This window comes from Sphingobacterium sp. NPDC055431, from assembly GCF_053644255.1.
In genome coordinates this window covers 72,267-97,924 of sequence record NZ_JBSHLH010000001.1, presented here as the reverse complement: position 1 = coordinate 97,924, position 25,658 = coordinate 72,267, and the positions used below count along the sequence as shown (strand labels likewise).

Sequence of the window (25,658 nt, the reverse complement as noted above, 5' to 3'; positions counted from 1 at the left end):
GAAAAGGAAAATCAATCTATTCTAAATCAAATATATGAGTAAATCTCGTAATGCATTAAGTATAATGCTTTTTTCTTATGCTGTACAAGAATCTTTCCTAAATTTGTTGATTAATCCAATACATGAGCGAAAACACGAAAAACATCACCATCAATGGGCTATTCTGGAATACCTTGGATCGATTCGGCAATCAGGCCATCGTTACCATCGTCGCGATCATTACGGCCAGGATCATAAGCCCCGATGAGTTTGCTGTGATCGCTGCCCTGGCGATATTTTCCATTATTGCGACTACCTTTGTAGATAGTGGATTGGCGACTTCGTTGGTCAGGACCAAGGTAGTGGATGAATTGGACTATTCTTCCATGTTCATCTTCAACCTCTCCGTAAGTGCCATTATCTACCTGATCCTCTATTTTGCATCCCCATATATCGAAAGATACTACAATATCCCAGGCCTTGCCCTTTATGCTAGGGTCTTGTTCCTGCAGATTATTATCCAATCCTTTAGTATTGTACAATACGTAAAGATCCTCAAGAAGTTTCAATTCCATTTAACGACCAGGATCAATGTATTGGCCGTCCTTTTTGCCGGTATTATTGTGATCATTGTTGCCCTATTGGGCTATGGAGTATGGGCATTGATTTTTCAACCCCTTTTGTACACCCTGTTCAGGACGGTAATGCTATGGATGTGGGGTGATTGGAAAGTAAATTTCGCATTCAGTGGAGCATCCTTAAAAAAGCATCTTTCGTTCTCCCTTTCCTTTATGGTTTCAAACATGTTGGGCAAGGTACTCTCTCCTTTTTATGCCTCCTTTATCGGCAAATTTTATACTCCTGCCCAAGTAGGATACTATTACCAAGGTAATAAATGGGGAGAAACAGCAGGGCAGACCATTACCGCTATTTTACAGGGAACGACTCTGTCTACCTTGACCCCTATCCAAGACGACCTCCCAAGGTACTTGAATGCCAGCAGAAAAACATTGACTAGCCTTGCATTCGCTTTGATGCCAATCAGTTTTCTGGCCATTGCAGTGGCTAAACCAGGTTTTGTTTTCTTCCTAACAGACACCTGGGTATCATCGATACTGCTGTTCCAAATATTATGTTTCGCCAGTATCTTCACTTCATTGACCGATCTGAATGCGAACTTCCTGAATATCAAGGGGCGCTCTAAACTTTTCCTGATCTTGGAAATCACCAAGGTTTCCTTGGCCATCATTACCCTGTTTTTCACCTACAGACATGGTTTGGTCATGATTGCTCTTGGACTCGTTGCCGTTAGGATCATTTGCTATATTATTGCAGCAGTCATGAGCGGTAGGGTTTATGGCTACAACCTGTTCATGCAGGTCAAAGACCTTTTGCCGACGACCCTGATTTCCATCATAGCGGCTGGAGTGGCTTATTTACCGCTCTTTTTTAACCTAATACCGAATTACTTGCTACTCATCATAGTACAAAGCCTTATATTCGTAGTTATTTATGTTGGAGCCAATCATCTGATCAAAAATGATATCTGGTTGGAAATCTTGGGCATGTTAAAGAAGAAATTAGCGAAAAAATCTTAATGGAAGTTGCAAAAGGAAATTGGGTAGGTTATCAAACTGTATTCTATAATCTTAAGACCGGAAAACACAGTCAGGACATCAATGAGGTCATTGATTATGCCAATCTGGAAATTGACCCAGAAGGCTTAGCAGCTTATCTAGATTTTGGCTATAGCGTATTTGGACATACCCCAGTCAAAGACGTACAATACTTATTGCCCAACCAGGTTTTAATTCTTGAAAACGGGAATCTCTCCATAAAAGAGACTAATGATGACACCTTAAAGCTGTTGGGCAAGAAATCCCATGAGGATGATGTCTTACATAAACTAAGCTCGGCATTAAATAATTGGGCGGATGGATTTAAAGATGATATCTTGATTCCGACCAGTGGTGGATTTGATTCAAGGCTGATGAATGTCCTGTTGAAGGACAGGAACAGGATCCATGCCTATACCTATGGCACCTCCTTAAATCAGGACGAATCACGCGAGGCCGTTTATGCCGGTCTGCTTTCCAAAAGATTGCACACAAAATGGAATAGGATTCCCCTAGGCAAGTTCAATGTCTATATGGATCAATGGTATGATCAATTTGGCCCTGCCGTTGCTGCCTCTGGCACTTACCATATGGAATTCTATGACAAGATCAAACAATTGGAGGCAGGCAACCCAATGCAGCTTCTAAGCGGAATTATCGGTGATGCCTGGGCAGGAGCCGTCAAAGTTCCCATGATAGATAGCGCTGCCTCTTACCGTACACTTGGGTACACCCATGGCATGAGCGCTGATTCCAAGTTAGCCATGAATATTGACTATAGTGGCATTGTCGAGCCTATTTATGATCGACAGAAAGAATATTTAGATTCCCCTGAATACCGTATCATCACCGCCATGCGGACCAAGATGATGATGTTGCAATATTTAATATCTGTACCGGCCAAAATGGGCTATCCAGGCTATTCTCCTTTCGTCGATGAGGACATTGCCATTTCCATGCTGAACCTTCCCCAGGAAAGAAGGGAAAATCGTGCTTGGCAAAGGGATTTCTTTAGAAAAAACAACCTCCTGTTCGAAGAGGAAAAACATAGATATACCTATCAGAATTCACTCAATTATTACGCTCTGCTGAACGAAACCTTGACCCCTTTAGATATAAATCTATTGAAGGAATGCCTGAACCCTGAATACTTACGCTGGATCAACCAAAAGGTCATGCATATCGGCAGAAAGGAAAAAATCTTCCAAACTTTGATGCATACCCCTAAGGTTAAGGGCGTTTTGAAATTATTAGGTGCAAAAAACGATTTATTGGAAGCTTATTTTGCTTATATTACAATCAAACCGATTGAAACTTTATTGAGAAAAAGAAATGCAAGCAACATCCAAGCATAAGTTTGTCTTTGTTGGAGATATTGTCTGTGAAAAAGCACCACAATTCTCTCCTAGCCTTAAGGAATTATTTAAATCTTCTGACCTAAAATCATGCAATTTTGAAGCCCCTATCCAAGGCGTTGGACAGCCGATCCATAAAACAGGTCCCCTGGTCGCCCAAAACAAAAACGCTCCAATCTGGCTGCAAGCACTCGGTTTCAATTGCTTTTCATTAGCTAACAATCATATCTATGATTTTGGCGAAGAAGCCCTGCTCAAAACGATTGATCTATTTCCCCGTCAGGAAATCTTAGGTGTGGGTTCTGAAGAAGAGGCTTATGGCTTAAAAACCTGGACTTTTGATGACATAAAGTATGGCTTCTTGGCTTATGGAGAAAATGGGTATGGCGCATTGAATGGCGACCGGTTGGTCGGTCATGCTTGGGTCAATGCCAAACGGGTAAACGCCGATATCCAACAATACCGAAAACAGGTGGATATCCTGATCGTACAAATCCATGCTGGGGTGGAACTATTGGATGTGCCTATTCCGGAATGGAAGGAACGCTATAAGGAATTGATTGATTTAGGTGTTGATGTCATCATCGCACACCATCCCCATGTCGTTCAGGGCATAGAAGAATATAACGGTAAATTGATCGCCTATAGCCTTGGTAACTTTTATTTTGAATATCCTGCAAATCACCCGCAATGGAACGTAGGCGGCGTACTGGAACTGGAATTCGAAAACAAGAAGCTGAGCAAGCACTTCCTCCATATTGTAGAAAAGAAAAAGCATCTGGTGGAATTGAAGGACGAAAAATTGTCCGCAGACTTTGTTAAGCCGCTCTCTGCCAAGTTGGCAAATGAAGAGTATGTGGAATATGTCAATAAAAAGGCTGTTGAAGAATGGAAGAAACACCATGCTTCCTACTATGCCAAACCATTTAACGGTCTGGCGGGATACAGTGTCTTTAAGCTACTGAAACACGCAAAGAGAACGCTATTCAACCGCAGGATAAACTATAACCTGCTTTGGCACAACCTCTTTATCGAAAGCAACAAATGGCTCGTTGAGAGAGCCATTCGTGTAAAGACCTTTGGAAAAAAACCAAATTAAATAATGGTTATCTGTTTACTGAATTCTTCTAGACTTGGATGTTTAGGATTTAAGTCCGTAATGAGATAAGTAATATCTTTTAATGGGCAAACCCTAAGCTTTTGGTTGGAATTCAATTTCTCGACAATACTCAGTACCCCTAATTTCTGCGAACATTTGATCATCGCTTTCTTGATCTGAACAACTTCCCAATCGGAATCGGTTACCCCCTCTTCTACAGAAAGACTGTTCGTCCCCAACAGACATAGATCGACCTTGATATCTGATAACTCATTGATTACCTGCGACCCTGACACAACATTCGTGTTCCTGGAAAGCTTTCCTCCCAAAAGGAAGACCTCTAGGTTCTCCTTCTCCGCCAACTCCAATGCGACTAAAGGACTGATCGTGAAAAAGGTACACTGAACATCTTTTGGAACCAAACGTGCCAATTCAATCATACTGGTTCCCCCTCCGACCAAGATGGTCATTCCACTTTGAATCAACGATATAGCCTTGGAAGCAATCTCTTTTTTAGCTTCTTTGGCATATACATTCCCCTCTTGGAAGGGATATTGAAAAGACTTAGATAATGCACCTCCATATACCTTCAAAACTTTACCACTCTCCGCCAACTCGTTCAAATCACGACGAATGGTATCTTCCGAAACATTCAGCTGAACGCTCAGATCTGAGGATAAAACTTTATTATGTATGTTGATTTGGTGTATTATATAGGCTTGCCTTTCTTCTTTTAACATAATTTATACGCGCTTTTGAAATTAAAAATATAAAATAAATGGGATTATCCATATTCTTTCTAATCCTCCTTATCTTTTTGATCTGATGATTTCCTAGCCACAAAACGCGGCTTGAAACCTACTGGTTTTGTTGTTTGGGTAGATGGTTCTTCAGTTGGAGCACTTGATTGTTCAGGATGGGGATCCTTGTCCTCCTGGTTAGTTGTCGTTTTGGTAACACCAGCCTTAAACCTTGGTTTAAAGCCAGTAGGCTTAGATGTATTTTCTTCTGCAGGTTGATCTTCTGTAACATCTGTTGCAGCTTGATTTTCCTGTAGCTTGTTTTCAGGTTCGGAATCCGAAGCGGAGCCCTCTTTCTCCTCCAGCTTTTTAGCCAGGTTCGCCGCCTTAAACCTTGGCGTAAAGCCTTTTGGTTTAGCAGGAGAAACAGCATTCTTGTTCTCCTCAGCATTTTCTACCGATGTTTCCGCTTGGGCTTCTTCCGGCTTTTCTTCTTCTACTTTTTTAGGTAGGTTCGCTGCTTTAAATCTTGGCGTAAAGCCTTTTGGTTTCGCAGGAACTACAGCCTCCTTGTTCTCCTCAACATTTTCTGCCGATGTTTCCGCATGGGCTTCTTCCGGCTTTTCTTCCTCTACTTTTTTAGGTAGGTTCGACGCTTTAAACCTTGGTGTAAAACCTTTTGGTTTCACAGGAGCAACAGCATCCTTGCTTTCTACAGCATTTTCTGCAGATGTCTCCGTTTGGGCTTCTTCCGGCTTTTCTTCTTCGACCTTTTTAGGTAGGTTAGCTGCTTTAAACCTTGGCGTAAAGCCTTTTGGCTTGGCTACGGTCTCCTCAGCCTCTTTAATCGCTTCAGTTGGCCTATCCCCTTCAATGCTGTCGCTTAGGTCATCCTGTTTTTCGGGAGGAGCAGCGGCCTTAAAACGAGGCTTAAAGCCTGTCGGCGCTTTGGCAGCTGCATTGGTCTCTGTTTCTTCCGTTGTCTTCTCTTCAACAGATTTGACAACAGCTTTAAACTTAGGACGGAATCCTGCTGGTTTGGCTGCGGCTGGCGCAGTGCTGCTAGGTGCAGCTGTAGAAGATGCTTCTGATTTGATTTCGGCTTTCTTCGGTTCCGAGATTTCGATCTCCTTCAAGAGGTAATCTTTCCTTAGCCTATTGAACCAGAACTTCTTGCTGTGATCAAAACTCTTTTCACCCATCAAAGCATAATCTCTATCAAATTCTTGATAAAGTTCAGGCTTCGCTTTTTGCAAAGCATTGATGTCAATTTTCTTTTTCGTGAAAAACTCGGTGAACGAAAGCATATACAAATGTATACATTTAGACCAAAAAACGCACAGGAACTGAACTTTCTTCAAATCCCCCCGTATTAAAACAGAAAAAGAGGGCGAGCCCTCTTTTATGTTTTAATATCCTGATCTGGATTAGTCCATGTTGTGATATACCGCTTGTACGTCATCATCTTCCTCGATCTTATCGATCAATTTTAGGACGTCAGCAGCTTGCTCTTCAGACAGGGTCGTATGCGATAAAGCTATACGTTCTGTTTTTGCGGAAGAAACTTCAATCCCTTTTTCTTCTAAAAGGCGTTGCATGTTTCCAAAGTCCTCAAAGGAAGTTTGTACCACGATAATATCGTTTCCTTCCTCATCAGCCTCCACATATAATTCTTCCAGACCTCCGTCGATTAATTCCAACTCAAGTTCTTCCACATCGAGCTCATCGGTAGCCGGAAAGCGGAATACAGATTTCCTTTGAAAGATAAAATCCAGGGATCCGGTTTTACCTAGGGATCCACCAGCTTTGGTAAAATAACTTCTAACATTTGCTACTGTTCTGTTGGTATTATCAGTAGCGGTTTCGATCAATACAGGAACTCCATGAGGACCGTATCCTTCGTATACAAATTCTTCGTAACCTTTTGAATCCTTCTCAGAGGCTCTTTTAATAGCCGCTTCCACACGATCCTTCGGCATGTTCACTGCCTTAGCATTTTGGATTGCGGTACGTAAGCGGGAATTGTTCTCCGGGTGAGGACCGCCTTCTTTTACTGCGATTGCAATTTCTTTTCCAAGACGCGTAAATTGAACGGCCATTTTGGCCCAGCGTTTAAATTTTCTTTCTTTTCTAAATTCGAAAGCTCTACCCATTTTATTTTAGTTTTGTTTTAAGATTCTCCAGCATGTCTTGTGCCATCCCTGCCAGATCAAATGTCGGCTTCCAGCCCCAATCTGCTCTTGCTTGATCATCATTGATGCTCTTTGGCCATGAATCAGCAATTGCTTGACGCGGATCATTGTCTGAATAGGAGATTTCAAAATTAGGGAGAATTTTTTTAATTTCTTCAGCAATTTCTGTCGGAGTAAAACTAACCCCCGCAAGATTGTAGCTGGAACGGATCGTCAAACCCGCTGATGGTGCGTCCATTAACTCAATGGTCCCTCGAACCGCATCATCCATGTACAACATCGGTAACTCAGTTCCTGCATTCAGGAAGGAAGTGTATTTCCCTTGGCGGATTGCCTCAAAAAAGATATGGACTGCATAGTCCGTGGTACCTCCTCCTGGTTCGGTTCGCCAAGAGATAATGCCCGGATAACGAACACTGCGGATATCCAAACCATATTTGTTATGATAATATTCACATAAACGCTCTCCAGCCAATTTACTGATTCCATAAATGCTATTTGGATCCATCACACAATATTGAGGCGTGTTCTCTTTTGGTGAATGTGGGCCAAATACGGCAATCGAGCTAGGCCAGAAGATCTTCTTGATCCCCAACTCCACCGCTAGGTCCAATACATTCAAGAGACCGTTCATGTTCAGGTCCCAAGCTTTCTGTGGGTATTGCTCCCCAGTAGCCGATAGCATCGCTGCCAATAAATAGATCTGGGTAGGTTTATATTTTAGGATCAAAGCTTTGATCGCTTCTTTGTCCAATACATTCAATGTTTCAAAGATCTCACCGTCGGCAATCTCTTTGGGTTCGCGTATATCTGAGGTGATAACATTTTCGTTTCCAAACTTGATTCGCAATGCTGCAGCTAACTCTGAACCAATCTGACCATTGGCTCCGATCATCAATATGACTTCTTTCATTATAGAAATGATAGTTTTATAAATTTAGTTATTTCAAGAACTTCTAAAATAATATGGCGAAATTACCAATTAAATGCCTGAATATGATGTTTCCCAGCATTTTGCGCAAACGTATGATTTAATTTTTTACATTCAAAAAGCATTCGGCCGTTTACGCTCTGTAAAACCAATTTTTCAATGAAACATTGTCAACGAAAACCCAATTTGCCTGAACGTTTTACATCAAAAGACTAATCTTGTTGAACTTTATTCCATCATAGTGATAATCAATTATTAAAAGCGAAAATATTCCAAAAATGTTCAGGTTTATTTAGTATGTTTGTTACCTTAAGAAAATCAATAATAATTAAAATTTAAAGCAAATATTATTTATGAAAGTTGCAGTAGTAGGCGCGACTGGTCTAGTCGGGTCAGAAATGTTGACAGTGTTAGCGGAACGTAATTTCCCGGTTACAGAATTGATTCCTGTTGCTTCTGAAAGAAGTAAGGGTAAGGAAATCGAATTCAAGGGAAAGAAGTATAAGGTCGTGACTGCATCTGAAGCTATTGCTCTTAAACCTGATGTAGCCCTTTTCTCTGCTGGTGGCAGCACTTCTACGGAATATGCTCCCCTATTCGCGGAAGCTGGAATTACCGTTATCGACAATTCATCCGCTTGGCGTATGGACCCGAGCAAGAAATTGATCGTGCCTGAAGTAAATGGCGATGTATTGACTGCTGAAGACAAAATCATTGCAAACCCAAACTGTTCAACCATTCAAATGGTTGTCGTGATGAAGCCTTTGCATGAAAAATATAAAATCAAACGTGTTGTCGTATCTACTTACCAATCCGTAACCGGTACGGGCGTAAAAGCTGTTGATCAATTGATGAACGAACGTAATGGCGTGGAAGGCGAAAAAGCTTATCCTTACCAGATCGACCTGAACGTAATTCCTCATATCGATGTATTCCAGGACAATGGATACACGAAAGAGGAAATGAAGATGATCCAAGAAACCAACAAGATCATGGGCGACGATTCCATCAAGGTTACGGCTACAACCGTACGTATACCTGTAATTGGTGGTCACTCTGAATCGGTAAACATCGAGTTTGAAAACGAATTCGACTTGGCGGATGTACGTGCAGCCCTTGAAGCGCAAGAAGGTGTAGTGGTGGTAGATAATCCTGCCAACCTAGAATACCCAATGCCTAAAGATGCACACGGTAAGGACGAAGTATTCGTTGGCCGAATCCGTAGAGATGAGACCCAAGAGAAAACATTGAACCTATGGGTAGTTGCCGACAACCTTCGTAAAGGTGCAGCAACCAATGCGGTTCAAGTTGCAGAACTTTTATCTGCTAAAGGACTTATCTAAAAAATACTAGATCATTCAAGATTTAAGAGAAGTGGTAACCCGATAAAGGTTGCCACTTTTCTTTTATCCAAAGCCAACTCAATCGGACATTACTGGAGGTTTTGAAACCCATATTATCCAAAAAAAATGGAGCTGTGGCTTCGGGGATTGTTTTGGTCTCATTCGAGACACATTCGGAAAATTCGGAATGTGTCTCGAATGAGACCAAACTTTATCCAGTATGTACCCCTCAAAAAAAGACCTCCTGAAAATAGGTCATTTCTTGGTTAACAATGGGGAGTGAAAAGCTAAGTTCAATAAAAAAGGGATGACCTATAGGCCATCCCTTTTCTATCGTTATATAAAAATATTATCTAACTGGAGTGAACACGTAAGTGTCATCGAAGAAAGAGCCAGTTCCAGAGTTACCAGTACTGATGTAACCTTTTCCTTTGATTGCGAATGCAACTGATTTTTCACGAGCTGAAGGGATAGATTCGCTACCATCAGACCACGCGTTTTCAGCTGGGTTATATTTCCATACTGTACTTACAACACCAGTTTGAGAGCGTCCTGAAACTACATAACCATTGTTGCCAATAGTAAATGCACTTGCATTAACGCGTCTTGCATCTTTGTTATCTTCAGTAAGGGATTTTTTCTTTTCCCATTTAGTACCATCAAATGAATAGAAATCATTTGTTGGAACACCATTGGAAATACCTCCACCTACATATGCTACATTATTGATCACAAATGCATAAGCACCCATTTTCTTGTTGCTGAATGATGTAGCAATTTCAGTCCATTTGTCTGTAGCTGGATCATATTTATAGAAATCTGAGAAAGTCTCATCGGTAGCATTATTACCACCTAATCCTACGTATGCGGCATTACCTAAAGTAAATGCAACTGCAGAATGACGAGCATCACCTGGGAAATCAGCAATTTTTTTCCATGCATTAGTTGCAGGGTCATACTGATAAAAATCTTTTAGAGGTCCGGAAGTAACTCCGTCATTTCCAAAACCTAATCCTACATATCCTTTTCCTGCAACTGCAAAGCCAACTCCACTATGTCTTTTAGGGCCAGTGAATTCTGCTTTTTTAGTCCAAGAAGTACCGTCGAATGAATAAGAGTCACTTAATAACTCATTATTTTTCATTTGTCCACCCACTAAATAAGCTACGTCATTGATTGTAAATGTTGCAGCACCATTTCTTGGTTTACCTGTAAGAACGATAGATGTTTCCCATTCAGTTGGACCAGTATCTGTATCTGTTGATTCCTCTTTTTTACATGAGTTAAATGTAGTAATTGCGAAGGCTCCTATCAAAAGTAGTACAAGCCAATTTCTCTTATTCATAGACTATTTAAATTTTGTATATACGATATTTAATTTAACTTTCGGTTCATTGTTTTGTGTCGCCAAAACGCTGGTATAAGGTGTAAAACCTAGACCTGCGGTCGGGAACATGGATAAGAATAAAGATTTATTACCCCATTCTGCATCCGTGGTATTTTTAATATACTCAATCATATTAAAAGTATACCTACCTTTTTTCCCTAAATTATCTGATTTAATGTATTGCGCAAATTGAGGGTCCCTTCCAAATGGCTGATGCACATAAGAAAGTGGAATCCTATTATCAGCAATCATTAATATTGGGTTTGGAATAGCTGGCATATAACCGGTATGCAAGGTTTCCAATTCAATAATCAGTTCTGCTTTATTGACAGCCAGTCCCTGTTGGGCCAAGAATTCCTTTAATGCAGGAAACTTGATTTCAGTAACAACACCTGTTCCACCTTGTAAATAGGTTATTCCAGCCGTATTCTTGCTTTCAAGGGCTTTGGTTGAACTCAATCCTTCAAATACTGTCCCCTGTACATCCTTGTCAAATTGATTGTACTGGAAAGCCTTTTCGGTCATGTTTAACACCTTTGATCCGGTCTTCTTGAAACCATCCGACCCTAGGTAGGAATAGTTAACCTTAACCTGTAGGGTGTCAGAGAAGCCGATAATCGCTGTATTCGTTTCCGCAGAAACCAAACTCAAGCCTTTAAAGTATTCTTGGAAATTGGAAGCTGAATTGAATGCGATATCAGAAGCTTTGATCTTGTTGAAGAACTCCGTACCCAACGCATCATTCAAGCGCATGGAAACCGTATCCTTCTTAGACTTCTTAGGCAAGAACTTTACAGAACCCAATTCATTTGCTGAATAGCTGAACTTTTGATGGCCAAAAATAGCCGGTCCAGTGATATAAAATGGATTTGGCTGCCCATTGAATGAATTATCTATAGTTTTTGTTTCTAAAGATTGGGTCAATCGGTGTGCAGAAATGGTCTGAAGTTTCGTGGTATCACCATATGCAATCCTCCAATAACTTGGTACCAACACTAAGTTTAAGGAGTCAAATTTGGCATTTGTTGGGATATCACTGGTTATACCTGTAGGGTTTAGTCGGAAATATGAAGTAGACTTCAAACTACCAGTGGTTGGTTGTGAAACTTTACCTACCAAGACCACTCCGCTACCTGAGGTAGGGATATTTGGCATCTGCAAGGTGGAAACAGTAGCACTCAGCGTATCATCTGAGGTTACGTTTAGGTTATCAAGATTGTCGTTATCCAACGAGATTGACATATCCTTATCACAACTTACTGTAAAGAGTGCACTTAAACCAAGAGTAGCAAAAAGAATAATTCGTAATTGTTTAATCATAAAATCATTAGTCTAGCAAAAGTATGGATTGCAGAAGTTTATCCCATGTTATTAAATGTTAAAATACACATCCAAAAACATGATTAATGGACTCAATTGACTTCTTCCATGAAAAATCTTTTGTAAGCAGCATAAATCTATTGAGCAAATAACGTATTATTAAGCAGAAATGCGACAATTTAAGTAGCACTTTGTTAATCAGTGTTATAATTTGTTAAAAGCCCACCAATATTTATGCGGAGCAAATCTACTAATTTAAATTTGTTTTAATTATGTTAAAAAAGTATAAAATATTGCTCGCTTCCATTGTCCTCACAATCGCTGGGATTATCGTTGTGCTGGGTTTTTGGTTATTTGGAAGTTATTTCGGCCACAAACAGTTCTTTTTGGGAATGACCGAACATGAGCTATTTGATGTGGTTCAGGACTTTTACAGCGAAAACGAGGAGCAAATCCAGAAGGAAAACCAAAATCAACGTAAGGACAGAATTGATAGGCTATCCATTGCTTTTAAGGAAAAATATCCGCAAATAAATGTAGATACCATAAAAAGCATCTTCGAGAACCAGAATTTCAACCGCAAGAACGATCGACAGAACGGAAGTGACTCCACAGGCAATTCCAAGAGCAAGATGAGCCGGCATTTTATTTCATCCTATGTCGTGCGTACCATCAATTGGAACGAGGCTACCATTGACTCCTTGCAGATTCGCCTGGAAAAATCATTAAGGGAAAGGGACATGTACTCGCCTTTTATATTGCAGATATCAAATCTGCCCAATGAAGAGGAGCGCAATAAGGAATTTTACCACCAACGCTATAAGGAAAGTAAATCTAGGCCCATTGTAATCGACCAAAGCGAAAACCTTTATCTCGAAGTGGATTACATCAATCCTACTGTTTACCTATTAAAGCAGATCGGTTGGCAGCTTTTCTTCTCATTAATTTTGATCATTGCGTTGATCGGAACATTCTGGACCCTATTGGTGACCATCCGCAAACAGAACCAATTGGCCAAGATGCGGAAGGCCTTTGTGAACAACATGACCCATGAGCTAAAGACACCTGTCTCAACGGTAATGGCTGCCATAGAGTCTATACAGCGTTATGGCGCAAAGGATGACAAGGAACGGATGAATAGGTACCTATCGATTTCCCGTCAGGAACTGGAGCACCTCTCTGACATGATAGAAAGGGTGTTGCAGGTGGATGTCGCTGAAACCAACGGCGTCTTGCTCGAAAAGACTTGGTTTGATCTCGACAACTTGATCGATGAATCGATGGAGAACGCTAAACTGTTTGCCAAAAAGGAAGTAGATATCCAAAAAACGATTACCGGTGACTCCTTCCAAATCTTTGCGGATCAAGCCCATATTAAAAATGTCATCAACAACCTGCTCGACAATGCCATCAAGTATGCTGGAGATCAGGTAAAAATAAATATCGCCCTTTCTGAAAACGGTGACAGATACACACTTTCCATACAAGATAATGGCATAGGAATTCCTAAAGCCTATCAAAAAGGGGTGTTCGACCTGTTCTTCCGCGTGCCATCCGGCAACATTCACAATGTGAAAGGCTTCGGACTAGGCCTTGCCTATGTAAAGCAAATCGTACAGCAACATCAAGGGACTATCGATTTGAGCAGCGAAGAGGCAGTTGGCAGTACTTTTGTTATAGATTTACCAAAGCAGTCCTAATTCGATTGAAGGAAACGGATGTAATTTGATTAGCCAATTCAATTTAGGGAAATGACAAACATCTTATATGTAGAAGACGAGGAAAGCCTGGCCATGATAGTTTCTGACAGTTTGGAGGAACATGGTTTTGAAGTTCGGCATGTGCTGAATGGACAGCAGGCTATTGTATTCCATAACAAGTACAAACCGGATATTATTGTATTGGATGTGATGATGCCTATCATGGATGGATTCACGACGGCAAAGGAGATCAGGAAGACCGACCTCCTCACACCCATTATTTTCCTGACTGCGATGACCCAGACGGAAGATGTGGTCAAGGGCTTTAAATTAGGAGCTAACGACTATATCCGGAAACCTTTTAAAATCGAGGAACTGATTGTCCGGATCGAGGCTGCGCTCAAAAAGGTGGGACAAAGCATGTCCCCTAGCAAATTGATTCTCGGAAATTACACCCTCGATAGTGCAAAAAACACCCTCAGCATTGGGGAGTCCACCGAAAAGCTCTCATATAGGGAATCTGAACTGCTGAAGAGATTGATCGAAAACAAGGATAAGGTTGTCCCGCGAGACGAAATTATCCGTACCTATTGGAGCAATGACACGTATTTCACCGGCCGTAGCTTGGATGTGTTCATCAGCCGCATCCGGAAATACCTCGCTCAGGATGAACGGATCAAGATCAGCAATATCCGTGGAGTTGGTTATATGCTGTCGGTCGATTAATTTTTATTACATTAGAACTATGAAGGCACTGATTATTGTAGATGTTCAATACGATTTTTTACCGGGCGGATCATTGGAAGTAGCTAAAGGCGATGAAATCCTCCCTATTATAAACAGTATCCAAAAAGATTACGATTTAGTGGTTGCAACGCAGGATTGGCACCCCCAAGACCACCTGAGCTTTGCTAGCAAACACGAAGGCAAATTGCCGTTTGAGGTCATTGATCTGGATGGCCTTGAACAAGTCCTATGGCCAGATCATTGCGTGCAGGAAAGCTATGGCGCACAGATATCTGAAGACCTAGATAGCAGCCGAATTGAGGCCATCTTTAGAAAAGGCATGGACCCCAGAATTGATAGCTATAGCGGTTTCTATGATAACGGCAAAAGGAAAGACACGGGATTGGCAGGTTACTTGAAGGCAAGAAAGATCGACGAAGTGCATGTATGTGGATTAGCGGCAGACTTCTGCGTATTCTTTACGGCAATGGATGCTATTTCGGAAGGTTTCAAGACCAGCATTATTTCCAAGGCAACAAAAGCGATAGATAAAGGTGCTTTCATGGAAAAGAAAAACACCTTTATCCAGGCAGGGGGTTCATTAATCTAATTATTTCCCCCAACGCCATTCTCCTGAGATCATTAAAGGCTCTTTCAACCCTTTAGATTCCAAGAATTTCACAATTTCATCATCCGAAAAACGTTGTGCTGGGATTGCTTTGGCATTGGCCAAGGCATATAGGTAGGCTGCACCTACTTTCACGGTCTGCTCCAATCCCTTTTTATCCACTAGACTGAAAACGTCATTGTCAGAATGGTAATATAAGCCGGCATTGTTAGGCAACTTGCCTCCTGTTGCAGATCCTGTAGGGATCCCTTGCATCATAAATGGCTGGTGATCGCTGTGCAATCCTGCCCCTGAGGCATTTTTATTCTTAAAATCGGTATCCACTTCGGCATATACTCCACCAAAGGAGTCCAATAAAGGCATCATTTCATCTCTACTTGTCGAGAATCCTGTAGGCGCATTGGTCATATCAAAGTTCAACATATATTTGATCTGACCCAAGGTCCCATTATTGATGGCTTCAGCTACATAGGCTTTTGAACCTAACAAACCTTGTTCCTCGCCCATAAAGAGGACGAAATCAATGGAACGCTTTGGTTTTAGGTTCAGCTTTTTGAAAGTTCTTGCCATATCAATAATCGCATAGGATCCCAAACCATTGTCAATAGCTCCGGTCGCTAGGTCCCAACTGTCAAGGTGGCCCCCAATAACGATCTTTTCTTCGGGCAACTCAGAACCTTTAATGGAAACAATAATATTCCTGGCCGTTGCTTCCTCCGCCTTATTGCGCATATTGATTTCGGCCTTTACCTTTTCTTTGGCTAAGGTCTCTTTCCATTTCATACCATCCTCCAAACCGATACAGATCGCTGGGATATCGATCAATTTCCCGGTAATGGAAGCTGTACCAGTCAGCAGCACATTGCCCTTGACACTGTTGATAAATACAATCCCTTTAGCACCATATTTCTCAGCTAAGGCTGTCTTTTCGGAACGGTGTAGATTTTTTAGGTTTTCTCCAGAATTAGGGAGAATGTGCAGGTAGACCAAGGCAATTTTCCCTTTGACTTGATCGCCAACCTTTTGATAGTCGGCCTCCAGCCCATTGCCTAGATCGACTAAATCCGCGGTGATATCGACTTTGACAGGAGAATGCGCCAAAGAAACGGTCGGCACCTCGCTGTTGTTGAGCTTGAGGTGCAACGATTCACGAGCCCAGCTCTGTGCGGAAAACGGTTGGTATTGGACCTCATAACCATAGGACTTCAGGAGGTTGAACACATGCTCTTCGGCTTTCTTGCCCTGTTCAGAACCCGTTAAGCGATGTCCTAGGTTTTCGGTACTGTATTTTAAACGTTCATAGGCTTCCGAATTGGTATTGATATCTTCATAAATACGCTGGAAGTCGGTTTTCAAATTATCTTGTGCTGATGCAAACTGATAACTTAATAAAAGGCAGATTAGGTAAATTCTTTTCATAATAAATGAATTTACGAAATCATTCTTAATTCGCTATGATTTTGCGAATTTCCATTGCACGTAATTGATGTTTTTATCTTCCGCCAAATACTTTTTCTCATAGTAGGTCTTGATGGACAGCACCTCATCCACTAAATCTGAATGATATAAGTCTTTGGTTTCCTTCAGTTTTGGCAAGCCCTGTAGGTCGATTTGTTCCAAAGTATAAGCAAAGAAGCCATCGTTATCCGTTTTAAGGTGCATGATACCCTCTGGCACCAGGATCTCTTTATATCTTTCCAAAAATACGGGATTTGTCAAGCGCTTCTTTTCACGGCTATCCTGAGGTTGCGGGTCAGGGAAGGTAATCCAGATCTCCGAGATCTCTCCCTTTTCAAAATGTTCCAATATGGTCTCGATCTGAATCCTCAGAAAACCAACATTATCAATGCCTTCTTCTAGGGCAGTCTTAGCACCACGCCAGATCCTGTTCCCTTTATAGTCAATACCAATAAAATTCTTTTCAGGAAATAATTTCGCAAGGTTTACGGTGTATTCACCCTTACCGCACGCCAACTCCAAGATCAAAGGCTTCTCATTCTGGAAGAAATCCTTTGCCCATTTACCCTTATATTCTTTTCCTGCATCCAGCTGTACCACATTCTTAAAAGTGGATACTTCAGCGAATTTTCTTAGTTTATCCTTACCCATAGCTGATAATTAAGTCGCAAAATTAACCTTATATTTGTATAAATAATACTTCAGGTGGAAAAACAAGCGAAAATTTACGTAGCAGGGCATAGAGGTATGGTCGGATCGGCCATTTACCGCAAGTTAAAAGAGTTAGGTTTTGAAAATATCATAGTTAGGACTTCCAAAGAATTGGACCTTCGTGACCAACAGGCCGTTAAAGAATTCTTTGAAACTGAAAAACCCGAGTATGTTTTCCTTGCAGCGGCCAAAGTTGGAGGCATCATGGCCAATAACGTCTATAGAGCTGATTTTATCTATGAGAACTTAGCCATCCAAAACAATGTCATCCATTTTTCCCATGAAAATGATGTCAAAAAGCTGATGTTCCTTGGCTCGAGCTGCATCTACCCAAAGATGGCTCCTCAACCTTTGAAGGAAGATTATTTATTGACCGGGACGCTTGAACCGACCAATGAGCCATACGCCATTGCCAAAATCGCGGGCATCAAAATGGTCGAATCCTATCGAATGCAGTACAATGATAATTACATCTCTGTCATGCCTACAAATCTTTACGGCATCAACGATAACTATCACCCTGAGAACTCCCATGTATTGCCGGCCTTGATCAGAAAGTTTCATGAAGCAAAGGTCAACAACAGTCCTACTGTAAATATCTGGGGGTCAGGAAAGCCTATGCGTGAGTTTATGTTTGCAGATGATCTGGCAGATGCCTGTATATTCCTGATGGAAAATTACAATGACCTTCAGTTTGTGAATATAGGCGTAGGTGAGGACATCAGTATCCGCGAGCTTGCAGAATTGATTAAAGAGGTCGTAGGATTCCAAGGTGAGCTGGAGTTCGACAGCAGCAAACCTGATGGTACTCCAAGAAAATTAATGGATGTAAGCAAATTGACCAGCTTAGGATGGAAAGCAAAGACCAACCTGAAAGAAGGCATTAAATTAGCTTATGAGGATTTCTTGAAAAAGAATGAAGCTTAAGAGCAATTAATAGGCTTCACTGTCCTTTGGAATACCATATACATTGTCCTGAACACTTTCTTCTGCCGTAATCATTGGAGGATGATTAGGAGGGATAGGGTTCGCAGCAACGGCTTCCACTAGCTCTTCATTTTTCTTTTTCTTCTTCTTGTTTTTTGGTTTGATCAAAGAGGTTAGCTTATCGATAACCGCAGTAATCTTGCTTTGGTTCACTTGGCTTGCCACCGTTTCGGAACCGAACAGCACAAGACCTTTCTTCAACCAACCTGCATTTTTCAATAAAGTACGGTTTAACACTAAAGGAAGTCCCAATTGCAGGGTCTTGGTCAACCAATCCGCTTTGTTGTTCTTATTGGTCACTTGGCTGATTCCAGAAAACAACCCTTTTACGGTGGAAACACCAGGAACACGGTTAAAGATCATATTCGCAATACGTGCCGGAGCTTCTACCTTATGTTTCAGTAATTCGTATTGATTCAACAAAAAAGCTTCCTGCTCCTTTTTCTGTACCTTAAGGCGAGCAATCTCTGCTGTCAACTCATTAAAATTCGTAACCTTTGTTCTCATATCCTGATTAAACTCGTTCTTTTTCTTCCTTTAATTCTTCCTCAACTTCATTTACGGCTTCACGCACCTCTTCCTTGATCTCTTCGATCTCATCGTCATGATCATCGGCATCCCACTTAGACATAATGCGCTTAATGGAGATGTTCATGAACTTCTCTTCGAGCTTTGGCTCAAATGCCTTGATCAATAACAGAACAACAAAAAAGATCCCTCCTGTCGCCAAAAATCCTAAGGAATAACTCCCCAGTAATTCCCCCAAATAGAACCCTAAGGCCAGGGAAACAAAAAACACAATCAGCAATGACAATAAAACCTTACTGCCATCCACAATCAGCGAGCCCACGATCCTGGAGGATCTAGATAGCGCTTTCAGTTTAGCTAATTCAATCTGGGTCTCAATGTATTCTTTAGATTTATCGAATACTTCAGAAAACGAAAATTTTTGTTCTTCCATGCACGTAATTCCATATCATAGATTCCAAGACTATCGGGAGATAGTCCTGGAACTATTATTTAAAAATTTTTAATAATCTAAGGTTTGCTCTGTAGCACTAAGCGTGTTCTTCGATCTCTTCATCGATCGCGTCTTCTGCTTTGCCTAGCTTAGATTTTACCGCCGCAACGATTTTATCTTTAAAATCAGTCAACTGATCGAATTGTTCTTCTGCGCGTTCTTTGATTGCATCCGTTAAATCAGCTAATGATTCATTCAATTTCTCTCTAGTCTCACTTCCTTTTTCAGGTGCGAAAATAATACCTAAAACTGCACCTGCGGCTAGTCCAGCCAACAGCGCTGTTACAATTTTACCGTTATCCTTCATTTTATACTGCAATTTAGTTGTTAAACCAATTTCTATTTCATTTAATACTATTATAACAAAAAATAGACCGAATCGTTTTATTTATTAAAAATTTAGCCAATCCCGTCAATTTCAGGCTACATTACACCTATCGTAATTCAGTAAAATTTAAGAAATTGTTAGCATTAACCAAACATCACTTGCTTTATATATAATTTTTTTACTTTTAGTGATATTAAATATCGTTAAAATGTTGGTAAAAACCTACTGCAGTGCTGTCTTCGGGATAAATGCAACGAGCATAACCGTGGAAGTCAATGTTACCCCAGGAATTAATTACTATATCGTCGGACTTCCTGACAACGCTGTCAAAGAAAGTATTCAAAGAGTAGAAAGCGCCATATTGTCAAACGGTTTCTATATGCCCCGGCAAAAGATCATCATCAATTTAGCCCCCGCCAACATCCGCAAAGAAGGGTCTTCCTATGACCTAGCCATTGCAATGGGCGTATTAGCAGCCTCAAGGCAAGTAATCTCTGATCGTCTTAATAAATATGTCATTCTTGGGGAATTATCTTTAGACGGAAAGATACATCCGGTTAAAGGGGTCTTATCAATCGCCCTTCAGGCAAAGCAAGATGGCTTTCATGGTATCATCTTACCCATCGAAAACGCAGAAGAAGCTGCAATTGTTGCTGGAATCGAGGTCTATGGAATAAGTTCCTTTAATGAAGCTGTACAGTTTGTACAAGGAACCCTGCCTATCATCCCCACCCTTGTAAATATCAACGATCGCTTTAAGAAGCTAATGAACAGTTACGATTTGGATTTTGCGGACGTCAAGGGTCAGGAAAACATTAAAAGGGCATTGGAAATCGCTGCTGCCGGAGGTCACAATGTCATATTGATTGGTCCTCCAGGAGCTGGAAAGACGATGCTTGCGAAAAGGTTGCCGACAATCCTACCACCATTAACCGTTGATGAATCATTGGAAACCACCAAGATTCATTCCGTTTCAGGTCAATTACCTAGCTCAACCTCTTTGATGACCATCCGTCCCTTCCGATCACCTCATCATACTATTTCCGATGTCGCACTTGTTGGCGGTGGATCGCATCCGCAGCCTGGAGAAATCTCCTTGGCGCATAACGGGGTTTTATTCCTGGATGAATTGCCAGAGTTTAAGCGTTCTGTACTTGAAGTCATGCGTCAACCTTTGGAATCCAGGTCTATTACCATTTCAAGGTCCAAGTTCAGCGTTGATTACCCTGCCTCCTTCATGCTGATTGCTTCCATGAATCCCTGCCCATGTGGCTTTTACAACCATCCCAGCAGACGTTGTATTTGTGGGTCTTATGCTGTACAGAAATACATCAGTAAAATTTCCGGACCTTTATTGGATAGGATAGACATCCATATTGAAGTCACTCCAGTCGAATTTAATGAACTGAGTAGCCATAAATCTGCTGAGAAAAGTGAGGATGTACGGGAAAGGGTCATCAAAGCTCGTAAAATTCAAGAGCAGCGTTTTAAAAAGCACCCCAATATCCATAGTAATGCCCAGATGAGAGCTAGGAATATCCAGGAAACCTGCATTATTGACGAAGGCGGCAGACGGCTCCTTAAAATGGCGATGGAAAGGCTCAATCTCTCAGCGAGATCCTATGACCGAATCCTAAAGGTCGCTAGGACCATCGCTGACCTCGAAGGAGCTATCGAAATCAGTAATGAACATCTAGCTGAAGCCATTCAGTTAAGAAGTTTGGATAGAGAAAATTGGACGGGCTAGGCCAATCCAGCCTATCCCTTTAGATTCCCTTCCGCAAAAGCCTTAAACTTGTCCAAAACGGATTGACAAAACTCTTGTTGCAATCTTAGTTCGGTTTTTTCTTCTGGTTCAAATTGCTCTATGACAGTAGTATCCCCGTCCTGCTCCGTGAAATGCACTGTCGACTTCCGGCCATCCACCTGCAAGAGCTCAATCCGATCAAATGGAATGACCAAAGTATAGCTGCCCTTATAATTAAATCCTTCCGAACCATCTTTCTTCTCCATTCTGAAATCAAAAGTCCCACCTGTTCGCACGTCATTGATTACCTTGGGACAATGCCAATCCTGGAATGGAACGTTCCATATCTTTACATACTCCTCTTTTGTCCACAGCTCCCAAACTTTCTCCTTACTCCCTTTTACCTTTACCCTAGCCTTCAATGTATCTTTCATAGCTTCTTTTATTTAATGATCTAATTTATCAGATTAATCCTTTCTAAAACTTGCCCTATGACAAGAATTTAGGATAGTGAAAAACGAAAAATCCTCCCATGTGTCCCTAAATAAAACATAACCATGAATCCAAAACTTATATGGGCAAATTATAGTGTTAAGTCCGCAAAACGCACGCATGAATTCTATAGCAGGCTAGGCTTTGTATCCAATAACCCTCCCAAAAGCACGGACCTTAAATTGGCCAGCTTCTTTTTTGGAGAGAACAATTTTGTCATACATTTTTTCGAAGAGGGGACCGGTCAAATTGACAAATATATCCCATCAGGAACCAATACCGATGGTATTATTTTTACACTTTCGGCTGATACGGAGAAAGAAGTACAGGAATTCGAAGGGATGGTAAAGGAGGCTGGCGGACAGATTATCCAACCGCTTATAAGAGATGAAAACAACTATTATGGATTTGCATTCTCAGATCCTGATGGGCACAAGTTTAATGTCCTATTGATGGACAACATGTAAAAGAAACCCTTAGAACTGTGCGATAAAATGTTTAATGATCCAAGGATAGGCAATTATGGTAAACAGCAATCCCGTTAGAGCCCCAAACAAGTGAGCATCATGGTTGATTCCATCGTTAGAATTCTTGGAAGCCCAGATACAATATCCCAAATACACAAAAGCGAAAATATAGGCTGGCATTGGAATAATCATAAAGATACCAAGCATCATCTTTGGATTGAAGAGAATATAACTGAACAGCACGGCACTGATTGCGCCAGATGCTCCCAGGCTATGGTAGCCATAATTATCTTTTTGGCGAATGACCGTAGGAATATCGCTCAAGATCAATGATATAATATAGAGCAAGGCGAATAATAAGTGCCCCATAGGACCACTTATTTCTACAAAGATCTGCTCAAGTCCAAATCCAAAGTAATAGAAGGTGATCATATTAAAGATCAGGTGCATCCAATCCTTATGGATCAATCCACTGGTGAGGATTAGGTACCATTTACTTTTATCTCGAGAAACCGAATAGGGATGTAACATCAGTTTTCCAAACCACTGCGGATTAGAAAAGACATAAATACTTAAACCGATAGTAAGGGCAAAAATCAAACTAGCCACAGGAGTAGCGGTAAGGGAATGTAGTATCATCTAAAAACGGTCTTCTAGTAAAAATAAATAGAGCTCTTTAGGTCCATGTGCGCCTAACACCAATCTCTTCTCGATATCAGCGGTTCGACTTGGCCCTGTAATGGTGGTAATCATGGTTGGTAGCTCATCGCCATACTTTTCCTTGATTTGAGCCATGGCATGTTTAACATCCATAACCAATTGGGAAGCCCTGGCAATGACAATATGTACTGGAGGGTATACGCTCAGTCTACGGCCTGACTCTGATGCATTGGAGATCATGATGCTTCCATTTCTGGCAATCAAAGACTCACAGGTAGTGATACTTGCTTCAATTTCATCCAAAGCCTGTTGCGACTTCCGGAAAGGGAATCCGTATTGATCCAACATCTGTTGAAGCGGCTTTTCCCAAACAAAGATCTTACTGATATTGATCTTTTCCACCAGGATAATCAGGTTTTCGATCAGGTTAATTTCCCCATCGCAGTAAATAAATTTACCGGACATCTGGGTGAATTCCCTAGCAAAAGTCACATCCAATGAATCTTCTTCATCTTTGTACAAAGCCGTTTCTTCAAACATAGGATGAGGGTTCTCCCTTTTTTGAAGAAGTGCCTGCCGAATTTTCTTCAGCATTTTCTCTTTCGCTGTCGTATTCCTGATATTCATATTATAAAAACAAACAGGACTGAAAGTCCTGTCTGTTACTTTATTTTAATAATTTTTATTCTGAATCTAATTGTTTCGGCTCCTCGTTAGACGATTGAACATCTTCTCTATCGGTTGTAGGAATCGGCAAATCAGTCTGTGGAACCCCACCACCATCAGCACCGCCATTGACAAACTCGTCATAAGTCGTTTTATTGCTGAAAGGGCGTTTTCCTAAGATTTCTTCCAAATCAGTCTGGAACAAGATCTCTTTCTCCAATAGTTTCTCGGCAATCTTCACCAAGCCATCTTGTTTATCCAACAACAACTGCTTCGTTCTATCGTAAACTTCTGAGATCAATACCCTTACTTCATCATCGATCAGCTCAGCTGTTTGATCCGAATAAGGTTTCTGGAATTGGCTATCGCCAGAACTGTCCCTGAAAGATACATTACCTACCTTATGGTTCATACCATAGACCGCAGTCATGGCATAGGCCAATTTAGTAATGCGCTCCAAGTCGTTCTGCGCACCGGTACTGATCCTACCAAATGTGATATCCTCAGCAACACGACCACCCATGGTCATACACATACTGTCAATCAATTGCTCGGTAGTGTATAGGAACTGTTCTTTTGGAAGGTATTGTGCATATCCCAACGCAGCAACACCGCGAGGAACGATAGATACCTTAACCAAAGGATCTGCATGTTCCAAGAACCAACCCGCGATCGCATGTCCAGCCTCGTGGTAAGCCACGATTTTCTTCTCTTCAGGAGAGATAATCTTATTCTTTTTCTCCAGACCACCGATAACACGGTCAATCGCATCTTGGAAGTCTTGCATTTCAATTGCTTTTTTGTTCTTACGTGCGGCGATCAAAGCGGCCTCATTACAAACGTTGGCAATTTCAGCACCTGCGAATCCAGGAGTCTGCGCCGATAATTTCTTCGCATCTACCTCTTCGGCAAGTTTCAATGGTTTCAAGTGAACATTAAAGATCTGTTCACGACCTATCAAGTCTGGTTTGTCGATAGAGATCTGTCTATCGAAACGTCCCGGACGCAATAAAGCCGAGTCCAATACATCCAGACGGTTGGTTGCAGCAAGGATAATAACCCCTACGTTGGTACCGAAACCATCCATTTCCACCAATAATTGGTTCAATGTATTCTCACGTTCATCATTTCCACCCATGATGGAATTCTTTCCACGGGCCCTACCAATTGCATCAATCTCATCAATAAAGATGATACATGGAGCCTTTTCCTTCGCCTGTTTGAACAAGTCGCGTACACGAGATGCACCTACTCCGACAAACATTTCTACGAAGTCTGAACCTGACAAGGAAAAGAAAGGTACTTGTGCTTCACCGGCTACTGCTTTCGCCAATAAAGTCTTACCTGTTCCCGGAGGGCCTACCAATAAGGCTCCCTTCGGAATCTTACCTCCCAAATCAGTATATTTTTTAGGATTCTTTAGGAAATCCACGATCTCCATCACCTCTTCCTTAGCCTCTTCTAATCCGGCTACATCATTAAAGGTGATATTGATCTGCGATTCTTTGTCAAACAATTGGGCTTTGGATTTACCAATATTAAAAATGGCACCTCCACCAGCTCCTGCTCCACCGTTCATACGGCGCATCAGGAAGATCCAAATCACAACAATGATCAGCAATGGCAACATGAATGAAATAAACCATCCTGCCCATGGATTGGTTCTATCTTCATAGGTCACACCAATTTTTGGTTGACCAACTGCCAAACTGTCTTGAGAAGCTTTTAACTTCTGCTCAAGAATCTCTGCTGATGGTTCTGTAAATTGAAATTGGGGTCCTGTCGAATTAGAAAAAGATAGGTTGTTAGGACTACTGGAAATGTTTTTGTATTTCTCTTGGTCTAATCTATCGCTTTTTATATAAACTTCGACATCGATCAGGTCATTGCTTTTATAGGCAACGAGCTTTTCAACATCCCCAGGGATAAGCATGGTTTGTTCGAACTCCTTGTAGGTAATTTTCTTCGATGACTCTCCACTAAACAAGTATTGAAGTCCAAAAAACCCTACGATCATCGCAATCCAAAGCCAGATCATATTAAATTTCGGTGGCATTGGCGTAATCTTCTTACTCGGAACTTTCTTCATTTATTACTCTTATTCT

25 protein-coding genes are annotated in these 25,658 nt (G+C 41.3%); 10 read left to right on the top strand and 15 right to left on the bottom strand.

All coding sequences use genetic code 11. The annotated features are described in order from the left end of the window. Positions 1-122 precede the first annotated feature (122 nt). Genes ACWIB3_RS00430 through ACWIB3_RS00420 form a run of 3 tightly spaced genes read left to right on the top strand, consistent with a single transcriptional unit; the run spans position 123 to position 4,049 of the window. A complete protein-coding gene (locus ACWIB3_RS00430) occupies positions 123-1,577 on the top strand; it encodes a lipopolysaccharide biosynthesis protein (protein WP_313261076.1) in 1,455 nt (484 codons plus the stop codon). Next, positions 1,577-2,950 carry an asparagine synthetase B family protein gene (locus ACWIB3_RS00425; protein ID WP_313261077.1) on the top strand — a complete coding sequence of 458 codons (1,374 nt, stop codon included), beginning with the start codon at positions 1,577-1,579 and terminating at the stop codon, positions 2,948-2,950. The genes ACWIB3_RS00430 and ACWIB3_RS00425 overlap by 1 nt, the downstream gene beginning before the upstream one ends. Further along, positions 2,928-4,049 (top strand): CapA family protein, encoded by a 1,122-nt coding sequence (locus tag ACWIB3_RS00420; RefSeq protein ID WP_454290625.1) that lies wholly within the window; start codon positions 2,928-2,930, stop codon positions 4,047-4,049. Before ACWIB3_RS00425 ends, ACWIB3_RS00420 begins: the two co-directional genes overlap by 23 nt. Here ACWIB3_RS00420 and ACWIB3_RS00415 read toward each other — a convergent pair. The 4 genes from ACWIB3_RS00415 to ACWIB3_RS00400 form a co-directional block, all read right to left on the bottom strand. After that, positions 4,046-4,789 (bottom strand): DeoR/GlpR family DNA-binding transcription regulator, encoded by a 744-nt coding sequence (locus ACWIB3_RS00415; protein WP_185212958.1) that lies wholly within the window; start codon positions 4,787-4,789, stop codon positions 4,046-4,048. The two genes, ACWIB3_RS00420 and ACWIB3_RS00415, sit on opposite strands and share 4 nt — an antisense overlap. Positions 4,790-4,848: 59 nt before the next feature. Further along, a complete protein-coding gene (locus ACWIB3_RS00410) occupies positions 4,849-6,096 on the bottom strand; it encodes a hypothetical protein (protein WP_313261079.1) in 1,248 nt (415 codons plus the stop codon). Positions 6,097-6,216: 120 nt separating this feature from the next. Beyond that, positions 6,217-6,942 carry a YebC/PmpR family DNA-binding transcriptional regulator gene (locus ACWIB3_RS00405; protein WP_093101186.1) on the bottom strand — a complete coding sequence of 242 codons (726 nt, stop codon included), beginning with the start codon at positions 6,940-6,942 and terminating at the stop codon, positions 6,217-6,219. A gap of 1 nt (position 6,943) precedes the next feature. Further along, a complete protein-coding gene (locus tag ACWIB3_RS00400; RefSeq protein ID WP_185212956.1) occupies positions 6,944-7,894 on the bottom strand; it encodes an NAD-dependent epimerase/dehydratase family protein in 951 nt (316 codons plus the stop codon). A gap of 371 nt (positions 7,895-8,265) precedes the next feature. Between ACWIB3_RS00400 and ACWIB3_RS00395 the strand changes: the two genes are divergently transcribed. Next, a complete protein-coding gene (locus ACWIB3_RS00395; RefSeq protein WP_185212955.1) occupies positions 8,266-9,255 on the top strand; it encodes an aspartate-semialdehyde dehydrogenase in 990 nt (329 codons plus the stop codon). 349 nt (positions 9,256-9,604) lie between these two features. Here the strand turns inward: ACWIB3_RS00395 and ACWIB3_RS00390 are convergent, their stop codons facing one another. Further along, positions 9,605-10,570 carry a Kelch repeat-containing protein gene (locus tag ACWIB3_RS00390; protein WP_454290624.1) on the bottom strand — a complete coding sequence of 322 codons (966 nt, stop codon included), beginning with the start codon at positions 10,568-10,570 and terminating at the stop codon, positions 9,605-9,607. A gap of 33 nt (positions 10,571-10,603) precedes the next feature. After that, positions 10,604-11,962: a DUF4270 family protein gene (locus tag ACWIB3_RS00385; protein ID WP_185215811.1), complete on the bottom strand. Its 1,359-nt coding sequence runs from the start codon at positions 11,960-11,962 to the stop codon at positions 10,604-10,606. Between the two features lie 272 nt (positions 11,963-12,234). On the opposite strand from ACWIB3_RS00385, the gene ACWIB3_RS00380 reads away from it, so the two are divergent. The 3 genes from ACWIB3_RS00380 to pncA are packed head-to-tail and all read left to right on the top strand — an operon-like array spanning position 12,235 to position 14,998. After that, positions 12,235-13,662, top strand: a complete 1,428-nt coding sequence (locus ACWIB3_RS00380; RefSeq protein ID WP_185215810.1) for a sensor histidine kinase — start codon at positions 12,235-12,237, stop codon at positions 13,660-13,662. A 51-nt stretch (positions 13,663-13,713) separates the two neighbouring features. Beyond that, positions 13,714-14,388 (top strand): response regulator transcription factor, encoded by a 675-nt coding sequence (locus ACWIB3_RS00375; RefSeq protein ID WP_454290623.1) that lies wholly within the window; start codon positions 13,714-13,716, stop codon positions 14,386-14,388. A 19-nt stretch (positions 14,389-14,407) separates the two neighbouring features. Beyond that, a complete protein-coding gene (pncA, locus tag ACWIB3_RS00370) occupies positions 14,408-14,998 on the top strand; it encodes a bifunctional nicotinamidase/pyrazinamidase (RefSeq protein ID WP_185215808.1) in 591 nt (196 codons plus the stop codon). Here pncA and ACWIB3_RS00365 read toward each other — a convergent pair whose 3' ends face one another. Both ACWIB3_RS00365 and trmB read right to left on the bottom strand, forming a co-directional pair. Then, positions 14,999-16,435, bottom strand: coding sequence for a M28 family peptidase (locus ACWIB3_RS00365; RefSeq protein WP_454290622.1), 1,437 nt, complete (start codon positions 16,433-16,435; stop codon positions 14,999-15,001). It abuts the gene before it with no gap. A gap of 33 nt (positions 16,436-16,468) precedes the next feature. Then, positions 16,469-17,125 carry a tRNA (guanosine(46)-N7)-methyltransferase TrmB gene (gene trmB, locus ACWIB3_RS00360; protein WP_454290621.1) on the bottom strand — a complete coding sequence of 219 codons (657 nt, stop codon included), beginning with the start codon at positions 17,123-17,125 and terminating at the stop codon, positions 16,469-16,471. A 54-nt stretch (positions 17,126-17,179) separates the two neighbouring features. Between trmB and fcl the strand changes: the two genes are divergently transcribed. After that, the gene (fcl, locus tag ACWIB3_RS00355; RefSeq protein ID WP_454290620.1) at positions 17,180-18,112 is read left to right on the top strand and encodes a GDP-L-fucose synthase; all 933 of its coding nucleotides are present in this window, start codon (positions 17,180-17,182) and stop codon (positions 18,110-18,112) included. 6 nt (positions 18,113-18,118) lie between these two features. On the opposite strand, the gene ACWIB3_RS00350 is transcribed toward fcl, so the two are convergent. The 3 genes from ACWIB3_RS00350 to ACWIB3_RS00340 all read right to left on the bottom strand — a co-directional run bounded on the left by ACWIB3_RS00350 (position 18,119) and on the right by ACWIB3_RS00340 (position 19,500). Further along, entirely contained in the window at positions 18,119-18,679 is a 561-nt protein-coding gene (locus ACWIB3_RS00350) for a hypothetical protein (protein ID WP_454290619.1), read from the bottom strand. Between the two features lie 7 nt (positions 18,680-18,686). Then, on the bottom strand, positions 18,687-19,133 hold the full coding sequence (locus ACWIB3_RS00345) for a hypothetical protein (RefSeq protein WP_185212945.1): 447 nt from the start codon (positions 19,131-19,133) through the stop codon (positions 18,687-18,689). A 97-nt stretch (positions 19,134-19,230) separates the two neighbouring features. Continuing rightward, a complete protein-coding gene (locus ACWIB3_RS00340) occupies positions 19,231-19,500 on the bottom strand; it encodes a YtxH domain-containing protein (protein ID WP_093101163.1) in 270 nt (89 codons plus the stop codon). A gap of 229 nt (positions 19,501-19,729) precedes the next feature. On the opposite strand from ACWIB3_RS00340, the gene ACWIB3_RS00335 reads away from it, so the two are divergent. After that, the gene (locus tag ACWIB3_RS00335) at positions 19,730-21,268 is read left to right on the top strand and encodes a YifB family Mg chelatase-like AAA ATPase (protein ID WP_454290618.1); all 1,539 of its coding nucleotides are present in this window, start codon (positions 19,730-19,732) and stop codon (positions 21,266-21,268) included. An 11-nt stretch (positions 21,269-21,279) separates the two neighbouring features. Here ACWIB3_RS00335 and ACWIB3_RS00330 read toward each other — a convergent pair whose 3' ends face one another. Next, the gene (locus tag ACWIB3_RS00330; RefSeq protein WP_454290617.1) at positions 21,280-21,702 is read right to left on the bottom strand and encodes an SRPBCC domain-containing protein; all 423 of its coding nucleotides are present in this window, start codon (positions 21,700-21,702) and stop codon (positions 21,280-21,282) included. Positions 21,703-21,825: 123 nt separating this feature from the next. Here ACWIB3_RS00330 and ACWIB3_RS00325 point away from each other — a divergent pair, with 123 nt between their 5' ends. Next, complete coding sequence (locus ACWIB3_RS00325) at positions 21,826-22,227, top strand: VOC family protein (RefSeq protein WP_454290616.1); 402 nt, start codon at positions 21,826-21,828, stop codon at positions 22,225-22,227. A gap of 9 nt (positions 22,228-22,236) precedes the next feature. On the opposite strand, the gene ACWIB3_RS00320 is transcribed toward ACWIB3_RS00325, so the two are convergent. From ACWIB3_RS00320 to ftsH, 3 genes are read right to left on the bottom strand one after another with little or no spacing between them, the layout of a single operon-like run. Then, the gene (locus ACWIB3_RS00320) at positions 22,237-22,866 is read right to left on the bottom strand and encodes a rhomboid family intramembrane serine protease (protein WP_185212942.1); all 630 of its coding nucleotides are present in this window, start codon (positions 22,864-22,866) and stop codon (positions 22,237-22,239) included. Then, complete coding sequence (locus ACWIB3_RS00315; protein ID WP_185212941.1) at positions 22,867-23,514, bottom strand: LutC/YkgG family protein; 648 nt, start codon at positions 23,512-23,514, stop codon at positions 22,867-22,869. Between the two features lie 55 nt (positions 23,515-23,569). Beyond that, on the bottom strand, positions 23,570-25,642 hold the full coding sequence (gene ftsH / locus ACWIB3_RS00310; RefSeq protein WP_313261089.1) for an ATP-dependent zinc metalloprotease FtsH: 2,073 nt from the start codon (positions 25,640-25,642) through the stop codon (positions 23,570-23,572). Between the last annotated feature and the right edge of the window lie 16 nt (positions 25,643-25,658).

Excerpts from the sequence above, each read along its gene's own strand:
- ACWIB3_RS00375 (WP_454290623.1), top strand. The coding sequence starts at position 13,714 with ATGACAAACATCTTATATGTAGAAGACGAGGAAAGCCTGGCCATGATA.
- ACWIB3_RS00415 (WP_185212958.1), bottom strand. The coding sequence starts at position 4,789 with ATGTTAAAAGAAGAAAGGCAAGCCTATATAATACACCAAATCAACATA.
- ACWIB3_RS00420 (WP_454290625.1), top strand. The coding sequence starts at position 2,928 with ATGCAAGCAACATCCAAGCATAAGTTTGTCTTTGTTGGAGATATTGTC.
- ACWIB3_RS00325 (WP_454290616.1), top strand. The coding sequence starts at position 21,826 with ATGAATCCAAAACTTATATGGGCAAATTATAGTGTTAAGTCCGCAAAA.
- ACWIB3_RS00385 (WP_185215811.1), bottom strand. The coding sequence starts at position 11,962 with ATGATTAAACAATTACGAATTATTCTTTTTGCTACTCTTGGTTTAAGT.
- ACWIB3_RS00430 (WP_313261076.1), top strand. The coding sequence starts at position 123 with ATGAGCGAAAACACGAAAAACATCACCATCAATGGGCTATTCTGGAAT.
- ACWIB3_RS00410 (WP_313261079.1), bottom strand. The coding sequence starts at position 6,096 with ATGCTTTCGTTCACCGAGTTTTTCACGAAAAAGAAAATTGACATCAAT.
- ftsH (WP_313261089.1), bottom strand. The coding sequence starts at position 25,642 with ATGAAGAAAGTTCCGAGTAAGAAGATTACGCCAATGCCACCGAAATTT.
- ACWIB3_RS00400 (WP_185212956.1), bottom strand. The coding sequence starts at position 7,894 with ATGAAAGAAGTCATATTGATGATCGGAGCCAATGGTCAGATTGGTTCA.
- pncA (WP_185215808.1), top strand. The coding sequence starts at position 14,408 with ATGAAGGCACTGATTATTGTAGATGTTCAATACGATTTTTTACCGGGC.
- ACWIB3_RS00335 (WP_454290618.1), top strand. The coding sequence starts at position 19,730 with ATGTTGGTAAAAACCTACTGCAGTGCTGTCTTCGGGATAAATGCAACG.
- ACWIB3_RS00425 (WP_313261077.1), top strand. The coding sequence starts at position 1,577 with ATGGAAGTTGCAAAAGGAAATTGGGTAGGTTATCAAACTGTATTCTAT.
- ACWIB3_RS00405 (WP_093101186.1), bottom strand. The coding sequence starts at position 6,942 with ATGGGTAGAGCTTTCGAATTTAGAAAAGAAAGAAAATTTAAACGCTGG.
- ACWIB3_RS00340 (WP_093101163.1), bottom strand. The coding sequence starts at position 19,500 with ATGAAGGATAACGGTAAAATTGTAACAGCGCTGTTGGCTGGACTAGCC.
- ACWIB3_RS00320 (WP_185212942.1), bottom strand. The coding sequence starts at position 22,866 with ATGATACTACATTCCCTTACCGCTACTCCTGTGGCTAGTTTGATTTTT.
- ACWIB3_RS00330 (WP_454290617.1), bottom strand. The coding sequence starts at position 21,702 with ATGAAAGATACATTGAAGGCTAGGGTAAAGGTAAAAGGGAGTAAGGAG.
- ACWIB3_RS00380 (WP_185215810.1), top strand. The coding sequence starts at position 12,235 with ATGTTAAAAAAGTATAAAATATTGCTCGCTTCCATTGTCCTCACAATC.
- ACWIB3_RS00315 (WP_185212941.1), bottom strand. The coding sequence starts at position 23,514 with ATGAATATCAGGAATACGACAGCGAAAGAGAAAATGCTGAAGAAAATT.
- ACWIB3_RS00345 (WP_185212945.1), bottom strand. The coding sequence starts at position 19,133 with ATGGAAGAACAAAAATTTTCGTTTTCTGAAGTATTCGATAAATCTAAA.
- trmB (WP_454290621.1), bottom strand. The coding sequence starts at position 17,125 with ATGGGTAAGGATAAACTAAGAAAATTCGCTGAAGTATCCACTTTTAAG.
- ACWIB3_RS00365 (WP_454290622.1), bottom strand. The coding sequence starts at position 16,435 with ATGAAAAGAATTTACCTAATCTGCCTTTTATTAAGTTATCAGTTTGCA.
- ACWIB3_RS00395 (WP_185212955.1), top strand. The coding sequence starts at position 8,266 with ATGAAAGTTGCAGTAGTAGGCGCGACTGGTCTAGTCGGGTCAGAAATG.
- ACWIB3_RS00350 (WP_454290619.1), bottom strand. The coding sequence starts at position 18,679 with ATGAGAACAAAGGTTACGAATTTTAATGAGTTGACAGCAGAGATTGCT.